The sequence below is a fragment of the Delftia tsuruhatensis NBRC 16741 genome (assembly GCF_001571325.1).
GTDB classification, from domain to species: Bacteria; Pseudomonadota; Gammaproteobacteria; order Burkholderiales; family Burkholderiaceae_C; genus Comamonas; species Comamonas tsuruhatensis.
The window spans coordinates 78,428-94,749 of record NZ_BCTO01000010.1 but is presented as its reverse complement, the minus strand read 5'-3'; the positions used below and the strand labels follow the sequence as shown (position 1 = coordinate 94,749).

The window sequence follows — 16,322 nt, the reverse complement described above, 5'->3', positions numbered from 1 at the left end:
GCCGGCTCAGGCTGCCTGCAGCAGCGGATAGCGCTGTGCCATCGCATCCTGCAGGCCGAACTCCGCCAGGATGGCGCGCATGCGCTCGACCGCACTGCGCTTTTTCTGCCCCGTGTAGCGCGCAATGATCAGCTCGTTCTTCATGCTGTGCTCCCAGCCCACCAGCTCTGTCACGGTGACCTGGTAGCCGCAGGCCTCCAGGTACAGGCAGCGCAGCACGTTGGTGAGCTGGCTGCCCATTTCGCGGGTGTGTATGGGATGGCGCCACAGTTCGGCCAGCGGCGTGCGCGTCAGGCTCAGCGCCTTGGTCTGGCGCAGGCAGGCTGCGACCTCGGCCTGGCAGCAGGGCACCAGCACCATGGCCTTGGCCTTCTTCTCCAGGCCGAAGGCGATGGCGTCGTCGGTGGCGGTGTCGCAGGCGTGCAGGGCCGTGACCACGTCGAATTGCGCAGGCATGAAGTCGGCATGCGTGGACTCGGCCACCGACATGTTCAGAAAGCCCATGCGCTCGAAGCCCAGCTCGGCAGCCAGCTTCTGCGAAGCCTCCACCAGCGGCGCGCGCGTTTCTATGCCGTAGATATGGCCGCGCCCCAGCGGCTTGAAATACAGGTCGTAGAGGATGAATCCCAAGTAGGACTTGCCGGCGCCGTGGTCGGCCAGGGTGACCGCATGGCCGTCGGCCGACAGTTCTTCGAGGATGGGCGCGATGAACTGGTAGAGGTGGTAGACCTGCTTGAGCTTGCGGCGCGAATCCTGGTTGATCTTGCCTTCGCGCGTGAGGATGTGCAGTGCCTTGAGCAGTTCAATGGACTGGCCGGGCTTGAGGCCCAGCTGCGCGGTCACATCCTGCTCGGGCTTTGCGGCAGGCTTGCCCTGGCGCGCCTTCATTCGGCAGCGTCCGGCTTGGCTGCGTGCGCCATAGGGCAGCGCGCGCCCACACCCAGGTCCAGCCAGCCTTCGATGCCGATCTTCTCCAGCGTCTCCATGTTGCGCTCGTAGATGGATTCGGCTTCGGGGAACACCTCGACCGCCTTGTCTATGCTGTCCTCGCGCAGCAGGTGCAGCGTGGGATAGGGAGAGCGGTTGGTGCAGTTGGTGACGTCGTCGGCTTCGGTGCCCTCGAACTGGAACTGCGGGTGGAACGAGGCCACCTGCAGGATGCCGCCCAGGTCCAGCTCCTCGACCATGGCGTCGGCCACTTCGAGAAAGTCGTTGAAGTCCAGGAAGTCCTGCAATGCGTGCGGCAGGATCAGCAGCGTGGTGTCGCGCTTGTCCGGGGAGGCCTCGGCCAGGGCTTCCAGCTCGCGGTGCAGGTCTGCCGCCACGCCCTCGGCGTCGGTGGCCTGGCTGACCGTGTAGTGGATCTGGCCCTTGATGTGCACGCCCTTGGCGAAGGGGCACAAGTTCAGGCCGATCACGGCCTTTTCGAGCCAGTGCACCGTATCCTCGATCACGGTGACAGGCGGAAACTCGGCCGCGCGAATCTCGTGGTTGGTATCGGTCATGGCTGTGCCCTTCAAAAATGCGAACGGGGGCGCTGCGCCCCCAGACATTGCGAAACCGTCCAGGAACCCTTCCCTGCCCTGTCACGCAGGGTCCGCATTCTAGCCGCGCCGCCCCGGCGACGCCGTTGCTCGGATTTCTCAGCCCAGCAGGCGCAGGCCCGTCAGCAGCTCATGCTCACGGGCCGCGTAGCGGTCCGTCATCCCGGCGATGAAGTCGGCCACCACCCGCGCACGCGCCGATACGTCCTCGGCCAGCATGGCCCGCTGCACGAAGCGCGGCTTCATGCGATCGGGCTCGACCATGTAGGCCGCAAACAGCTCGGCCACCACCTGCTGCGCGCCGTCCATGGTCTTCATCACCTGTTCATGGCGATAGAGATTGCGGAACAGGAACTGCTTGAGCTGCAGCGACTGCTGCCTCATGGTATCGCTGAAGCCCACCAGGGGGCCAGCCTGTGCGCGCACCTCATCGACCGAACAAGGCCGTGCCTGAGCAATGCGTTGCTGCGTGGCGGCGATCACGTCATAGACCTGGTCGCTGAGCATGCGGCGGATGCTTTCGTACAGCAGGCGCCGCTCGGCCAGGGGCATGCCCAGTTGAGGATGCTCGGCCAGTGTTGCGTCGTGATAGCGCGCGAACAGGGGAACAGCCTCGCACAGCTGGGGCATGGTGATCAGGCCGGAGCGCACGCCATCGTCCACGTCATGGGCGTTGTAGGCAATGGCATCGGCCAGGTTGCACAGCTGGGCCTCCAGCGAAGGCTGCCGGCCCAGCAGAAAACGCTGCGCCACGCCGCCGGGCTCGCGCGCCTCCAGGTGCTCGGCATTGGTGCGCGAGCAGTGCTTGAGAACGCCCTCGCGCGTCTCGAAGCTCAGGTTCAGGCCGTCAAAGGCTGGATAGCGCTCTTCCAGCCGGTCCACCACGCGCAGGCTTTGCAGGTTGTGCTCGAAGCCGCCATGCGGCTTCATGCAGGCATTGAGCGCGTCCTGGCCCGCATGGCCGAAGGGGGTGTGGCCCAGGTCGTGGGCCAGGCAGATGGCCTCGACCAGATCCTCGTCCAGTTGCAGCGACCGGGCCACCGAGCGGCCCAGCTGGGCCACTTCCAGCGAGTGCGTCAGGCGGGTGCGGAACAGGTCGCCCTCATGGTTGACGAAGACCTGAGTCTTGTAGACCAGGCGCCGGAAGGCCGAGGAATGGACGATGCGGTCCCGGTCGCGCTGGAAGTCGCTGCGCGTGGGCGCAGGCGCCTCCGGGAAACGCCGCCCCCGGCTGAACGCCGGGTTGCAGGCATAGGGGGCCAGGGCCTGTTTCTGCATTCGATCGCCTCATCATGCTGACGAGGCCACTCTAGCAGTTCCTGCTTGCCCCCTGCGCTGCGGATCAGGCGCAGCAGGCGTTGATGACCTCGCGCACCATTGCGTCGGGGGCCGAACGCATGATGGCCTTGCCGGGCCCGTCAATGAGAACGAAGCGGATCTCGCCCGCCTCGGACTTCTTGTCCACGCGCATCAGTTCCAGATAGCGGCCAGCGTTGTCACGCGCATCCAGCACGGCGCCGCGCACCGGCAGGCCCGCACGTTCGATCAGCACGCGCAGCCTTTGCACAAAGGCGGCATCCACCAGGCCAAGGCGCTGCGACAGCTCGGCCGCCATGACCATGCCTGCGCCCACGCCTTCGCCGTGCAGCCAGTTGCCGTAGCCCATGCCGGCTTCGATCGCATGCCCGAAGGTGTGGCCGAAATTGAGAATGGCGCGCAATCCGGCCTCTTTCTCGTCCTGCCCCACCACCCAGGCCTTGATCTCCACGCTGCGCTTGATCGCGTGCGCCAGTGCAGTGCGGTCGCGGGCAAGCAAGGCATCCATGTTCTCTTCCAGCCAGGCCAGGAATTCCATGTCGGCGATCGGCCCGTACTTGATGACCTCGGCCAGGCCGGCGCTCAGCTCGCGCACGGGCAGCGTGTCCAGCGAGGCCAGATCGCAAACCACCAGCTGCGGCTGGTAGAAGGCGCCGATCATGTTCTTGCCCAGCGGATGGTTGATGGCGGTCTTGCCGCCCACCGACGAGTCCACCTGCGACAACAGCGTGGTGGGCACTTGCACGAAGGGCACGCCGCGCATGTAGCTGGCGGCAGCAAAGCCCGTCATGTCGCCAATGACGCCGCCGCCCAGCGCGAACAGCACGGTCTTGCGGTCGCAACCACCGGACAGCAGGTCATCGAAGATCAGATTCAGCGTCTGCCAGTCCTTGTGGGCTTCGCCATCGGGCAGCACCACGGTCCGCACGCTGCGGTAGCGCTGCTCCAGCACGCGGCGCAGTGCGGGCTCATAGAGCGGTGCGACCACATCGTTGCTGACGATGACGGCCTGTGCCGCAGAAGGCAGCGCGGCATAGGTGGCTGCCTGGTGCAGCAGGCCGGTGCCGATGGCAATCGGATAGGAGCGCTCACCCAGGTCAATGGTCACGACCTGGGCAGCAGGCGAGGAGGAGGCGTGGGGCAAGATGATGTCGCTCCAGGGGAGAAAGAATGAAAAGGTTTCCGCGACACGGCAGCGCGCCCGGCAACTGCCGATCTTAAAGAAAAAGGCCTCGGCAAGTGCCGAGGCCTTTGGTGTTCCAGCGGGCAGCGTTCAGGCCAGCTCCGCCTGCATGCGTATGCGCTGGGCGGCCTGCGCCACAGACAGGCCGGATGTCTGGATCACGAAGTGCGCCGTCTCCAGATACAGGGGCTCGCGCTGCAGCAGCAACTCGCGCAGGCGCAACGCCGGATCCTCCACCTGCAGCAAGGGCCGCGTCACATCGTTGCGCAGCCGTGCGGCGATATCCTCTGGCGTGCAATCCAGGTAGAAGACCTGGGTGCGCTCATGCAGATGGCGGCGGTTTTGCTCGCGCAGCACCACGCCGCCGCCCGTGGACAACAGCAGGCTGGATGTGGAGGCCGACAGCTCATCAATGACCTGCGACTCCATGTCGCGAAAAGCCTGCTCGCCCTCACGCTCGAAAAACTCCCGGATGCTGCAGCCCAGGCGCTGCTCGATCACATGGTCCGAATCCACAAAACGCATCGACCACAGGCGCGCCAGCTGGCGCCCTATGGTCGATTTGCCGGAGCCGGGCAGGCCGATCAGGGCCACCACCGGCGCACGGAGCGAGGCTGGACCTTGATCGGGATTCACCGACTTGTTCACTCGGGCAGGCAGACGGATGTCACTCCGTAAGGCGAGGTCAGGAAGGAGCCGTTCTTCTGGTCGCCCTCGACGAACGAGGTCACAAAGATGCGCTCGGCACGACCTTCGGAACCAGCCGCATTGGAGCTCACCGTCAGCTTGTAGATCAGCCAGGTGGCTACGTTCTGCGGATATTCCGTCTGCACGATCACGCGGCCATTGGCTCCCGTTTTGCGGCCATTGAAATAGGAAACCACGATGTCTGCCTTGGGCGGCGTCAAGCGGCCATCGCCATTGGCGTCTTCACCGCTGTCCAGATTGCCGTTGCGGTTGATATCCTCATTCAGGCAAAAACCGGATCCATCGACATGTGCATTCTTCACATTGTCATAGCTGCCAAATCCATATCGCAGGATATCCACGCTGACCGAAACATCCGCATCCGCAACCGCCTCGCCGGCAGCATTGGCAACAGCCACGTCGAATTTCTTGATATAGGTCAGGTTGTTGGCGCCCTTTTCCAGCTCATTGTTGTCGCCAATAGTGATGGAAACAGGCTCGCTGGCAACCGTCAGAGTGCTGACGCGCGACGCGGGGCACTTTCCATTGGATACGGCGGCATCAGAATTGCCGTAGCACATGCGGATGCTGACCCCATTGGTCGGGCTGATGCGCAAGCCTGGAATATATTGCGCCAAGGCAACACCGCTGGCATTGGAAATCACGGACTGGCTGCCCGTGGAGATGGCTTCTCCGGAACCCAGCCCGGGCGGAACGATCTCGAAGCGGACGCGCATATTGGGAATGGCGCGGTTGTCCTTATCCAGGAACAGTGCCCTCAATTGCGCCATATTTGTACGTCCGCCATCCAGATTGGGCTTGACGGTATTCGGCACGATGGAGAGGCTTGCTGCGCTGACAACACCCACCGCATCGGGAATCTGGGCAGCGCCGCCCGCCACAGTGATCTGCTCGTTCGAGACCACTCCCGAGGCCTTGGCCTGCAGGGAGTAGACCTGGGCAGTGCTGGGCGCACTGAACGCCGCAAACTTGGCCACACCGGACGTGTCCGTCTGGGCCGTCACCGCAGCACTGAGAACCGATCCAGAAAGCACAACAGGAATGCCAGAAATTCCTGCGCCATTCGCATCCGAGATTTTTGCCGTGACCTCCACTGGTTGTCCCGGAGAAGGAGCAGAGGGAACCACAGTCAAGGCGATCTGGCTGCCGGTGACAGCCACAACACCTGTCCCCGACTGATTACCAGCCTTCAGGTTGAAGCGGATATCCCGATTGGAACGATCACCACCGATCTCTATCTTTCCAGTAACACGACCCGAGGCATCCGTCACGTTGGCGTTGGGTGTAAAAACACCTGAATCCAGCACAACAGAGACAGGTGCATTGGCTACAGGATTCCTGCTTGCAGACAGTGCTGTGACCGTCAAGGTGGCGGAGTCACTTCCCGAATTGGCGACAACAGTCTTGTCAAGAAGGAACTCGACACTGGCCACATCCGGTGTCGTTCCGCCTCCCGTACCTCCTCCAGGTGTCCCTGGATTCCCCCCCCCACCTCCACATGCGACCAGAGCAAAGGCCGTCAAAGTGGTCAACCACAGTTTTTTCATCAGATATCTCCCTAAATTTTCACTCAGCGTTTTGCAGCGCTATCAGAAATCATTTTTGGCGTAATGAATACCAGCATTTCTCTCTTGGAAGAAGTCTTGGATCGGCTCTTGAAAAGATTTCCCAGCACGGGCACATCACCCAACAATGGAATCTTGTTTTCCTGGTTCGTTTCTTCCAACTCAAAAATACCGCCAATCACCACGGTGCCACCGTTTTGCACCAGGATCTGCGTCTTGATATGCTTTGTGTCAATGGCCACCCCCTGGGTCGTGGTTTCACCGCGAGAATCCTTGTTGATATCCAGATCCAGGATGATATCGCCTTCAGGAGTTATCTGCGGCGTCACTTCCAGCTTCAACACCGCCTTCTTGAAGGCTATGGTGGTCGCTCCGTTGGGTGCGGTGACTGAATATGGGTATTCAGTACCCTGCTCGATCAGCGCCTTGGTCTGGTCAGCGGTCATGAGACGAGGGCTTGAAATGATCTTGCCTTGTCCGTCGGCCTCCATCGCCGAGAGCTCCAGCGTAAGGAAGCGATTGGCTGCAGCGTTGAAGATGGACATGGCAAACGTGCCAGATCCTGAAACTCCTGACAAGGATGCAGGAAGATTCACGAAGCTGCCCGAAGTGTTGACCGTGCCTCCAGCACCCGCAGAAGCATTTGCGTTATCGAACCCCGTACCGAAGACAACACGATTGTCACCGCCGATGCTGTAGCCACCATCGCCACCACGCTGGGCACGCAAGTCCCCGCCGCCGAGGCGTACCCCCAGCGCACGACCGAACGTGTCACGGGCTTCCACAATACGCGCTTCAATGAGCACTTGCCGCACTGGCACATCCAGCGTGGCCAGCAATGCTTTCATTGCCTCAAGCTTGGCGGGAGTGTCCGTCACAAAGAGTTGGTTGGTTCGAGGCTCGGAGATTGCGGACCCGCGCTCGGACAGAAATCTCGTCGCAGTTCCTCCAACCCCGGCAGAGCTGGTGTTCGTCGTGATTTGCAACAGGATATCGGCCGCCTTCGCATAGTTCAGCTGAAAGCCCTGGGTGCGCAGCGGCTCCAGTTTCTGGATTTCCATCGCGGCTTCATAGTCACGCTTGGTGCGCGCATCGATCTCATCCTTGGGCGCAATCCAGAGCACCGAGCCCGACTTGCGCATGCCCAGGCCCTTGGCATCCATGATGATCTGCAGGGCCTGGTCCCAGGGAACATCCTTGAGACGCAGGGTCAACGCCCCGGAAACCGTATCCGAGGTCACGATGTTGAAGTTCGTGAAGTCGGCAATCACCTGCAGCAGGGACCGCACTTCGATGTTCTGGAAATTCAGGGAGAGCTTTTCACCGCTGTAGCCCGGGCCCTGCGTGAGCTTGCTCACATCCACCTTTTTCTGGCGGACCTCGATCACAAACTGGCTGTCGCTTTGGTAGGCACTGTGCTCCCAGTCGCCGACGGGAGCGATACGCATGCGCACGGATTCCCCCTGCTGCACCGATGAGATTGTCTGCACCGGTGTTCCGAAATCCGCAACATCCAGCTTGCGGCGCAAGCCTTCAGGCAGGGAGGAACGCAGAAAATCGACGACCAGTTCCTTGCCTTCGCGGCGCAGGTCCACGCCGACCTGGCTATTGCTCAATCCCACGACGATGCGGCCCGAGCCATCGCTGCCACGACGGAAATCAACATCCCGAATGGGTTGGACATCGCTACCGACGGCTGTCTTGGCTTCAAACACACCCTGCTGCGCAGAAGGCTTCACCGCAGCAGACGCGGCCACAGGATCCAGCAGGATCAGCAACGCCTTGCCTTGGCGTTCAGTGCGGTAGGAAGTCGCCGATTTCAAATTCAGCACCAGCCGGGAACGGCCAGAGGCTTCCACGATATTGATGGAACGCAGGTTGCCCTGGTTGAGCTCGACCATCGATTTGCCCGTCGCATTGGTTGCGCCAGGAAAATCCAGTGCGATCCGCGCAGGCGACTGGATCGCAAATCCGGTCGGGTCCGCAGCCAGCGCTTCGGAAAGCTCGATGCGCACCACCTCGGTGCCCCCCTGGATGGAACCGGAGACCGACTCTATCGCGGACTGCGCCCATGCAAAGGAGCCCAGCAACCAACCGCCCAAGGCGATTCCCCAGCGAGCTTTGTGAGACATGCTGCGATGTGTGCCCATCATTTCCTTCCCTCCTGCAACTCCAGTGTGCTATTTCTTTCTATCCAGTCGCCGCTGCCATCCTGGACGATTTCGCGCAACTGGATGGAAGTCTCCGTGATCCGGGTGATCTTTCCGTAGTTCTGGCCCAGGTAATTTCCTGCACGGACCTGATACAGCAATGTTCCGACTCTGATCAAGGCCGTGGGCACACCCTTCTTGTCCAGGCTGCCCACCATGGTCATTGCATCCAGGGGCTCTGCTTCCAGCGGCTCCTTGCGGCGGTTGAGCTCTGCAGCCATCAAGCTGGTATTCGCGTTGGACTGCACGGACTCTCTGCGCAACACCTGCATCAGCTTCAAAGGGTTGAAGGGATCCATCCCCTCCGAACCCAGGTAGGCCTGAGGCGTGAATAACTTCGGCTCTTCCAATGGTTTGACGCGAGGCTTTGCATTGGCACGCTCCTGCGCCATCCAGGTCTGCAATTCCTCATGCTCGGATGAAGTGCACGCCACCAGCGACAGACAGGCGGCCAGCACAAGCCAGCCGCGAAAACGCATTTGCCTCATTTCTTGCCCTTCCCGGCGGCCGCACGTTGCGCCTGCACTTCCTCGGCATCCAGGTAGCGGAAGGTTCGCGCCGTCGCCTCCATGCTCAAGACCTCGCTGCCCTCCTTGCCCACAGGGACAATCGACAAGTTGTTCAAGGTCACGATGCGAGACAGGTAGGCCACGTCGGAAGCGAATGAACCGATGTCATGAAAGCGTCCTGTGACCTTCAAAGCAATGGGCAGCTCGGCGTAGTACTCCTTGACCACCATCGCCCCGGGGCGGAACGTTTCAAACTGCAGGCTGCGCCCCAGTCCGGCCTGGTTGATGTCCGAGAGCAGCGCAGCCATTTCCGCCTTGCTGGGCAACTGCTTTTCCAGCTGTGTCACATATTGCTGGACCTGTTCACGCTGCTTCTTCAGGCCATCCAGGCTGACCGCCTTGGACAGCTTCTGGCTGAAGTCCTGGCGCAGCGTGACTTCGGTGTTGCGCTCTTGCTCCAGCATGTCCTCATAGTCCTTGATCAGTACGTACCAGAGCAAGGCGGCGACGCCCAACGCAATGGCAACGCACAACAGAAAACGCGGCAGCAAGGGCCACCGCGAAGGATCATTGGGATCAAGACCACGGAATTGGCGCTGGATGTTCTCCTGCAGTGCGGAGAAGTCGATGTCGTTCTTTTTCTTCTTGGCCATCACTGGGACTTTCCTGGGTTGGCCGCCGTCGGAAGGCCTTTCTCCGCAACGCTGGCGCGCGTGAGCTGGAAGCGCAGATTGAACGCTGCAGCACGGCGCTGGTCCTTGGGCGTGACGTTGACCGTCTTGGCCACGATCTCCACCAGTTCCGGCTTGGAGATCCAGGGCGTTCCCTCGGACAGATTGCGCAGCATCTCGGACACCCGCTCATTGGACTGCGCCGTGCCCTGCATGGTCACGGCCAGACCTTCCTGCTTGATGCTGGTGATGTAGACGCCATCGGGCAGTTGGGACACCAGCTCGTTGAGCATGTGCACCGGCAGATTGCGATCGGACTGCAGGTCTTCCACGGCCTTCTGACGTGCACGCAGGGCAGTGATCTCATCCTCCAGCCCGGCGATTTCCTTGATCTGGGACTCCAGCACCGTGATCTCGGCGCGCAGCATGCTGTTCTTTGCCTGCTGGGCTTCGATCATCATCTGGTACCACCAGTAGACAGCACCAATGATCAAAACCCCTATCAGGGCCGAAAGGACCATGGTGGCCTGGAATGCTTCCTTGCGTCGCTTGCGTGTGGCTTCTCTGTGAGGAAGCAGATTGATCAGGATCACGACACAAACCTCCGCATGGCCAGACCGCAGGCGGTCAGGTAGGCGGGGGCCTCGCGCGACATGCGCTTGAGGCGCACGCCGCTGCCGACTTCCATGCCATCGAAGGGGTTGGCAAGGCTGCAGGCGAATCCGGTCTGCTGCGTGATGGCCTCGGACAGGCCGGAAAGCGGTGCCGAGCCGCCAGCCAGCAGGATGTGGTCTATGCGGTTGTGGGGCGTGCTGGTGAAAAAGAACTGCAGTGCGCGCGACACTTCCTGCGTCATGCTCTGCACGAAGGGCTTGAGCACGGCGGAGGCGTAGTCCTCCGGCAGTTCGCCGTTGCGCTTCTTGGACTCGGCCTCTTCGAGGGAGAAGCCATATTGGCGCGCGATCAGCTGCGTCAGCTGGGCGCCGCCAAAGGCCTGGTCACGGTCGTACAGCACCTCGTCGTCACGCAGGATCTGCATGCTGGTCGTCATGGCGCCTACCTCGAACAGTGCCACCAAAGCGTTGTTGCCCTGATTGGGCAGGCGCTCGATCAACCGTCCGGCGGCCATGCGGGAGGCATGGGGCTCGATGTCGATGACCATCGGCTTGAGGCCGGCCGCCTCGGCCAGGCCCTGGCGGTCCTGCACCTTCTCGCGGCGGGAGGCGGCAATGAGCACATCCACGTCGCCAGGCGAATTCGATGACGGGCCTATGACACAGAAGTCCAGACTCACTTCGTCGAGCGAAAAAGGAATGTACTGATTGGCCTCGGATTCGACCTGGACCTCCAGTTCCTGCTCGCTCATGCCGTCGGGCAGCGAAATCTTCTTGGTGATCACGGCCGAAGCCGGCAATGCCATGGCCACGTTCTTGGTCCGCGTGCCGCTTTTTTTGACCAGCCGCCGTACAGCCTCTGCCACTTCGTCGAACTTTTCGATGTTGCCATCCGTGATCCATCCCCGCTCCAGCGGCTCGATGGCACAGCGCTCCAGCAACAGTTCGCCCGACCTGGCACGAGACAGCTCAACGAGCTTGGCGCTCGAAGAACTGATGTCGATGCCTAGCAAAGGTGCGGGCTGGCGACTGAATAAGGATCCCATAGCAATCAACTTGCCCTCCCTCTTCTTGTGTATGTAAAGAACGCAACAAACCTTCACATATAGGTTGAATGCTATCAGCAAGACTGCGCGCAACTCACCATGCCTGCCGGAGCATGGTTGACGGTAGTGGCCAAAAACAGACATTGTTGCGGGCCATCAAATGCGACAGGAATGCACCCCTGCTTGCATGTCGGCCTGTACGCCTGGCTTAGGATGCGAGGCTTGCGGCCATGCTGGCAACCGTGTGCAGCCGCCTCCTACCGACCCCCTGGGGAACGCATTTTTATAATGCGGCACTCCTCAGCACTCCCTGCGACATGCCGTCCTCAGACTCCCGAGAACCCCAGGCTGGAAAGCCTCGCTCCGCTCCGTCCAAGCCCATGCATTGGTTTCCCAAGGCCTTGCTATGGCTGGCGGGCATCGCCGTCGCCGGCGCGCTGGCCCTGATGCTGACGGTGGCCGTGGCCCTGGCCATGGCCTACCCCAACCTGCCCGACGTGTCCGAGCTGGCCGACTACCGGCCCAAGCTGCCGCTGCGCGTGTACTCCAGCGAAGGCGCCCTGCTGGGCGAGTTCGGCGAGGAGCGGCGCACGCTGACGCCCATCCAGGACATCCCCAAAGTGATGACCGACGCGGTGCTGGCCATTGAAGACACCCGCTTTTTCGAGCACGGTGGCGTCGACTACAAGGGCATGGCCCGCGCCGCGCTGGCCAATCTGGGCCGCGTGAAAAGCCAGGGCGCATCGACCATCACCATGCAGGTGGCACGCAATGTCTATCTGTCTTCCGAGAAAACTTTTACACGCAAAATTTACGAAGTCTTACTGACTTTTAAGCTAGAGCATCTGCTGAGCAAAAACCAGATTCTCGAGATCTACATGAACCAGATTTATCTGGGAAATCGGGCCTATGGCTTTGCCGCCGCCTGTGAAGCCTATTTCGGCAAGCCACTGAAGGACATCACCGTCGCCGAAGCGGCCATGCTGGCCGGCCTGCCCAAGGCGCCCTCGGCCTACAACCCGATCAGCAACCCCAAGCGCGCCCGCTCGCGCCAGCTCTACATCATCGAGCGCATGGAGGAAAACGGCTTCATCACGGCGGCCCAGGCCACTGAAGCCAAGGCCGAGCCGCTGAAGATCCGCACAGGCTCCTTCAACACCCGGGTGCATGCCGAGTACGTGGCCGAAATGGCGCGCCAGCTGATCTTTGCCCAGTACGGCAACGAGGCCTACACGCGCGGCCTGAACGTCTACACCACCATCAATGCCGGCGAACAGGAAGCCGCCTACGCCGCGCTGCGCCGCGGCATCATGGACTACGAGCGCCGCCAGAAGTACCGCGGCCCCGAAAAGTTCGTGGCCCTGCCCGCCGACGCCGAGGACCGTGAAGACGCCATCGACGACACCTTGGCCAACCACCCCGACAACGGAGACGTGCTCGCCGCCGTGGTGCTGGATGCCAACCCGCGCAAGATCCTGGCGGCCCGTGCCGACGGCGAGCAGATCGAGATCACGGGCGAAGGCCTCAAGCCTGCCGAATCGGGCCTGAACCCCAAGGCACCGCCCAACATCAAGATCCGTCCCGGCGCCGTGATCCGGGTGGTCAAGACGCCCAAGAACACCTGGGAAATCACGCAGCTGCCCGAGGTGGAAGGCGCCTTCGTGGCCCTGGTTCCCCAGACGGGCGCCTTGCGCGCCCTGATCGGCGGCTTCGACTTCCAGAAGAACAAGTTCAATCATGTGACCCAGGCCTGGCGCCAGCCCGGCTCGGCCTTCAAGCCCTTCATCTACTCCGCGGCGCTGGAAAAGGGCTTCTCGCCCTCCACCATGATCAATGACGCGCCGCTGTTCTTCAGTGCGGGCGTGACGGGGGGGCAGCCCTGGGAGCCCAAGAACTACGACAGCCGCTACGACGGGCCGATGACCATGCGCACGGGCCTGAACAAGTCCAAGAACATGATCTCCATCCGGCTGCTGCAGGCCGTGGGACCCAAGCAGGGCCAGGAGTGGGTCACGCGCTTCGGCTTTGATGCCGCCAAGCACCCGGCCTACCTGACCATGGCTTTGGGCGCAGGTGCCGTCACGCCGCTGCAGCTGGCGGCCGGCTACTCCGTGTTCGCCAACGGCGGCCACCGCGTCAATCCCTGGCTGATTTCCCGCGTCACCGATCACAAGGGCCGCATCCTGTCCGAATTCACACCGCCCCCGGTGCAGGAACTGCCCCAGGCCATCGACGCGCGCAACGCCTTCATCATGGACAGCCTGCTGCAGGACGTGGCGCGCGTGGGCACGGCAGCGCGCGCGCAGTCCACGCTCAAGCGCCCCGACCTGTATGGCAAGACCGGCACGACCAACGATTCGGTGGATGCCTGGTTTGCGGGCTTCCAGCCCACGCTGGCCGCCGTATCCTGGATCGGCTACGACACGCCGCGCAACCTGGGCAGCCGCGAGACCGGCGGCGGCCTGAGCCTGCCGATCTGGATCAGCTTCATGCAGCACGCGCTCAAGGGCGTTCCCGTGGCCGAGATGCCCGTGCCGCCCGGCGTCGTGAACATGGGCGGCGAGTGGTACTACGAGGAAAACGCGCGCAACGGCGGCGTCAGCAGCCTGGGCATGGACAGTGCATCCACGGGCAGCGCCGCAGGCGCCACGCCCCCGCCCGCCACCGAGGAGCGCAACCGCATCCTCGACCTGTTCCGCAACTGAGGCGGTCGACCACGCAAGAAAGCCCGGCCATGCCGGGCTTTTCTTTTGGAGCCAGCCGAAAGCCGGGGTCTCAGCGTGCCGAGAACTGCAGCGCCAGGCCCGATTGCTCGGTGGCGTAGCGGCTCAGGTTGGCGAAGAACTCGCCCGCGCCCTTGGTATCGAGCCAGGCGCCCTGCGACGCGTCGTAGCGGTAGTGGAAGCCGCCGGCCTTGGCGGCCAGCCAGATCTCGTGCAGCGGCTTTTGCTGGTTGATCACGATCTGGCTGCGGTTGGCAAAGACCAGGGTCACCATGCCTCCCACGCGCTGGGCATCGAGGTCGGCATCGGTTTCATCGTTGATGCGATCGCAGTCTTGCTCCACCGCCAGCAGCAGTCGTTCGGCAAGGTCCAGAAATTCTTGGTCGGTCATTACAATTCGCTTATGTTGAAAGCCTCGCAAATTCTAGTCAGGTGCATTGCCCTTGGGGCCTGTGCGGCGTCCCTTGCGGCCTGTGGGCAGAAGGGGCCTCTGTTCCTGCCCAGCTCGCCAGCCGCCAGCCACCGCGCCACGCTGCCGCAGACCCTGGGCATCTCCAGCCCGGCCGAGCGGGCAACGCCCGCACCGGCGCCCACCACCTTGCCGACCGGCCCCTCCAATGCAGCCGTCGAGGAAAGCTCCACGCCCACGGGCGCCTCGGACTCCCGCAGGCCACAGGCCGACTGACGCGGCAGCCGCACTGCGGCTTGATGCACGTCAACCCCGCTGCATGGCATGGCGCTTAGAGTGACCGCATCTTGTCCCTCGACAACCCGCCATGCCCGTAGAGCTTTACCGAGACAAAAACCACGCCTGCCTGATGTTCACCGACCTCATCGAGGAAGATGGACAGGCCATCCAGGCCAACCAGTTCCTCATCGTCGATGACGACACGGGCGCCATCATCGATCCGGGCGGCAATCTCGCGTTCAACGAGCTGTTCATGGGCATGTCTCGGCATTTCGCGCCGCACAAGCTTTCCTATCTGATTGCCTCCCACGCCGATCCCGACATCATTGCCTCGCTGGATCGCTGGATGACCAGCACCAAGGCCCAGTTGGTGATCTCGCGCATCTGGGAGCGCTTTGCGCCCCACTTCACCAAGGTCGGCAAGACCGAGAACCGCGTGATCGGCGTGCCGGACGCCGGCGGCCGGCTGCCGCTGGGCCGCCATGAGCTGCACCTGCTGCCCGCCCACTTCCTGCATGCCGAGGGCAACTTCCACTTCTACGATCCCGTCAGCCGCATCCTGTTTACGGGCGACCTGGGCGTGTCCCTGATGAACGGCATCGAGGCACAGGTGCCGGTGACCGATCTGGTGCCGCACATCGCGCGCATGGAAGGCTTTCACCGCCGCTACATGGTCTCCAACAAGATCCTGCGGCTGTGGGTGCAGATGGCGCGCCAGCTGCCCATCGACATGATCGTGCCCCAGCACGGCGCGCCCATCATGGGCGCCAAGGCGATTGCCGACCTGTTCAACTGGCTGGAAGGCCTGCAGTGCGGCATTGATCTGTTCGACCAGCGCAACTACCAGTTGCCCATGGCGGACATCGACCCCGTCACCCGCCAGCTGCGCCCTGCCCTGCGCGCCGTCGCCGGCTAGCTTCTGGCGCGCCGGCGGCGCAGTGCATGGGCCACACGCCAGCCCAGCAGCAGCGCAAGAATGGCGGCGTATACGCCGACCTCGGCGAAGTTGTTCTTGCCCGCGCGCATCCAGAAGAAATGCAGCAGGGCCAGCGGCGCCACCGCATAAATGCAGCGGTGCAGCCATTGCCAGCGCTTTGCGCCCATGGCCCGGAGCACACGGTGCGGCGATGTGGCGGCAAGCGCGGTCAGCAAGAGCAGGGCCGCAAAGCCCACGAGGATGAACGGGCGCTTTGGGATGTCGAGCACGATCTCGCCCCAGTCCAGCCCCATGTCGAACCACGCATAGCACAGCAGGTGCAGCACGGCGTAGAAGAACACATACAGGCCCAGCATGCGCCGAAAGCGCGCCAGCGCCGTCAGCCCCAGCGCCTGGCGCAGCGGTGTCACGGCCAGCACCACGCACAGAAAGCGCAGCGTCCAGTCCCCCGTGGAGCGCAGCAGGGCCTCGGCCGGATTGGCGCCGAGAGTGTTCAGGATGGCTCCGGCCAGCAGCCACGCAAACGGCAGCAGGCACACAAGAAACACCAGCGGCTTGGCCGCCCGGTGCAGCAAAAGGCGCTGTAACACCGTCATTGCATGGGCCG

At 62.6% G+C, this 16,322-nt stretch carries 16 protein-coding genes; 3 read left to right on the top strand and 13 right to left on the bottom strand.

Translation table 11 applies throughout. The features are described from left to right. Positions 1–6 precede the first annotated feature (6 nt). From DTS01S_RS03490 to DTS01S_RS03440, 11 genes are all read right to left on the bottom strand, one after another. Complete coding sequence (locus tag DTS01S_RS03490; RefSeq protein WP_017406651.1) at positions 7–888, bottom strand: class I SAM-dependent methyltransferase; 882 nt, start codon at positions 886–888, stop codon at positions 7–9. Further along, positions 885–1,505, bottom strand: coding sequence for a DUF1415 domain-containing protein (locus DTS01S_RS03485; protein WP_017406652.1), 621 nt, complete (start codon positions 1,503–1,505; stop codon positions 885–887). Before DTS01S_RS03485 ends, DTS01S_RS03490 begins: the two co-directional genes overlap by 4 nt. 138 nt (positions 1,506–1,643) lie before the next feature. Next, positions 1,644–2,822, bottom strand: a complete 1,179-nt coding sequence (locus DTS01S_RS03480) for a deoxyguanosinetriphosphate triphosphohydrolase (RefSeq protein WP_017406653.1) — start codon at positions 2,820–2,822, stop codon at positions 1,644–1,646. Positions 2,823–2,886: 64 nt separating this feature from the next. After that, entirely contained in the window at positions 2,887–4,005 is a 1,119-nt protein-coding gene (gene aroB, locus DTS01S_RS03475; protein WP_017406654.1) for a 3-dehydroquinate synthase, read from the bottom strand. A 129-nt stretch (positions 4,006–4,134) separates the two neighbouring features. Continuing rightward, positions 4,135–4,680 (bottom strand): shikimate kinase, encoded by a 546-nt coding sequence (locus DTS01S_RS03470; protein WP_174538850.1) that lies wholly within the window; start codon positions 4,678–4,680, stop codon positions 4,135–4,137. Positions 4,681–4,688: 8 nt separating this feature from the next. Next, a complete protein-coding gene (locus DTS01S_RS03465; RefSeq protein WP_139223786.1) occupies positions 4,689–6,299 on the bottom strand; it encodes an Ig-like domain-containing protein in 1,611 nt (536 codons plus the stop codon). A 23-nt stretch (positions 6,300–6,322) separates the two neighbouring features. Then, a complete protein-coding gene (gene pilQ / locus DTS01S_RS03460) occupies positions 6,323–8,470 on the bottom strand; it encodes a type IV pilus secretin PilQ (protein ID WP_026062713.1) in 2,148 nt (715 codons plus the stop codon). Further along, the gene (locus DTS01S_RS03455) at positions 8,467–9,015 is read right to left on the bottom strand and encodes a pilus assembly protein PilP (RefSeq protein WP_026062714.1); all 549 of its coding nucleotides are present in this window, start codon (positions 9,013–9,015) and stop codon (positions 8,467–8,469) included. Before DTS01S_RS03455 ends, pilQ begins: the two co-directional genes overlap by 4 nt. Beyond that, positions 9,012–9,689: a type IV pilus inner membrane component PilO gene (locus tag DTS01S_RS03450; protein ID WP_017406659.1), complete on the bottom strand. Its 678-nt coding sequence runs from the start codon at positions 9,687–9,689 to the stop codon at positions 9,012–9,014. Before DTS01S_RS03450 ends, DTS01S_RS03455 begins: the two co-directional genes overlap by 4 nt. After that, positions 9,689–10,300 (bottom strand): PilN domain-containing protein, encoded by a 612-nt coding sequence (locus DTS01S_RS03445; protein ID WP_016445538.1) that lies wholly within the window; start codon positions 10,298–10,300, stop codon positions 9,689–9,691. Before DTS01S_RS03445 ends, DTS01S_RS03450 begins: the two co-directional genes overlap by 1 nt. Further along, the gene (locus DTS01S_RS03440) at positions 10,297–11,376 is read right to left on the bottom strand and encodes a pilus assembly protein PilM (protein WP_026062715.1); all 1,080 of its coding nucleotides are present in this window, start codon (positions 11,374–11,376) and stop codon (positions 10,297–10,299) included. The genes DTS01S_RS03445 and DTS01S_RS03440 overlap by 4 nt, the downstream gene beginning before the upstream one ends. Positions 11,377–11,747: 371 nt before the next feature. On the opposite strand from DTS01S_RS03440, the gene DTS01S_RS03435 reads away from it, so the two are divergent. Continuing rightward, the gene (locus tag DTS01S_RS03435) at positions 11,748–14,072 is read left to right on the top strand and encodes a penicillin-binding protein 1A (protein WP_017406662.1); all 2,325 of its coding nucleotides are present in this window, start codon (positions 11,748–11,750) and stop codon (positions 14,070–14,072) included. Positions 14,073–14,142: 70 nt separating this feature from the next. Here DTS01S_RS03435 and cyaY read toward each other — a convergent pair whose 3' ends face one another. Beyond that, positions 14,143–14,481, bottom strand: coding sequence for an iron donor protein CyaY (gene cyaY / locus DTS01S_RS03430; RefSeq protein WP_017406663.1), 339 nt, complete (start codon positions 14,479–14,481; stop codon positions 14,143–14,145). Positions 14,482–14,493: 12 nt separating this feature from the next. Between cyaY and lptM the strand changes: the two genes are divergently transcribed. Together lptM and DTS01S_RS03420 are read left to right on the top strand one after the other, a co-directional pair. Further along, positions 14,494–14,775, top strand: coding sequence for an LPS translocon maturation chaperone LptM (lptM, locus tag DTS01S_RS30285; RefSeq protein ID WP_082254145.1), 282 nt, complete (start codon positions 14,494–14,496; stop codon positions 14,773–14,775). 91 nt (positions 14,776–14,866) lie between these two features. Then, positions 14,867–15,694: an oxygen-binding di-iron domain-containing protein gene (locus tag DTS01S_RS03420; RefSeq protein ID WP_012207382.1), complete on the top strand. Its 828-nt coding sequence runs from the start codon at positions 14,867–14,869 to the stop codon at positions 15,692–15,694. Here DTS01S_RS03420 and DTS01S_RS03415 read toward each other — a convergent pair. Beyond that, a complete protein-coding gene (locus DTS01S_RS03415) occupies positions 15,691–16,311 on the bottom strand; it encodes a protein-methionine-sulfoxide reductase heme-binding subunit MsrQ (protein ID WP_026062808.1) in 621 nt (206 codons plus the stop codon). The two genes, DTS01S_RS03420 and DTS01S_RS03415, sit on opposite strands and share 4 nt — an antisense overlap. Positions 16,312–16,322 lie beyond the last annotated feature (11 nt).

Bases quoted from the DNA above. Each gene is read 5' to 3' on its own strand.
- DTS01S_RS03490 (WP_017406651.1), bottom strand. From the start codon at position 888: ATGAAGGCGCGCCAGGGCAAGCCTGCCGCAAAGCCCGAGCAGGATGTG.
- DTS01S_RS03485 (WP_017406652.1), bottom strand. From the start codon at position 1,505: ATGACCGATACCAACCACGAGATTCGCGCGGCCGAGTTTCCGCCTGTC.
- DTS01S_RS03480 (WP_017406653.1), bottom strand. From the start codon at position 2,822: ATGCAGAAACAGGCCCTGGCCCCCTATGCCTGCAACCCGGCGTTCAGC.
- DTS01S_RS03465 (WP_139223786.1), bottom strand. From the start codon at position 6,299: ATGAAAAAACTGTGGTTGACCACTTTGACGGCCTTTGCTCTGGTCGCA.
- pilQ (WP_026062713.1), bottom strand. From the start codon at position 8,470: ATGATGGGCACACATCGCAGCATGTCTCACAAAGCTCGCTGGGGAATC.
- DTS01S_RS03455 (WP_026062714.1), bottom strand. From the start codon at position 9,015: ATGAGGCAAATGCGTTTTCGCGGCTGGCTTGTGCTGGCCGCCTGTCTG.
- DTS01S_RS03450 (WP_017406659.1), bottom strand. From the start codon at position 9,689: ATGGCCAAGAAGAAAAAGAACGACATCGACTTCTCCGCACTGCAGGAG.
- DTS01S_RS03435 (WP_017406662.1), top strand. From the start codon at position 11,748: ATGCATTGGTTTCCCAAGGCCTTGCTATGGCTGGCGGGCATCGCCGTC.
- cyaY (WP_017406663.1), bottom strand. From the start codon at position 14,481: ATGACCGACCAAGAATTTCTGGACCTTGCCGAACGACTGCTGCTGGCG.
- lptM (WP_082254145.1), top strand. From the start codon at position 14,494: ATGTTGAAAGCCTCGCAAATTCTAGTCAGGTGCATTGCCCTTGGGGCC.
- DTS01S_RS03420 (WP_012207382.1), top strand. From the start codon at position 14,867: ATGCCCGTAGAGCTTTACCGAGACAAAAACCACGCCTGCCTGATGTTC.
- DTS01S_RS03415 (WP_026062808.1), bottom strand. From the start codon at position 16,311: ATGACGGTGTTACAGCGCCTTTTGCTGCACCGGGCGGCCAAGCCGCTG.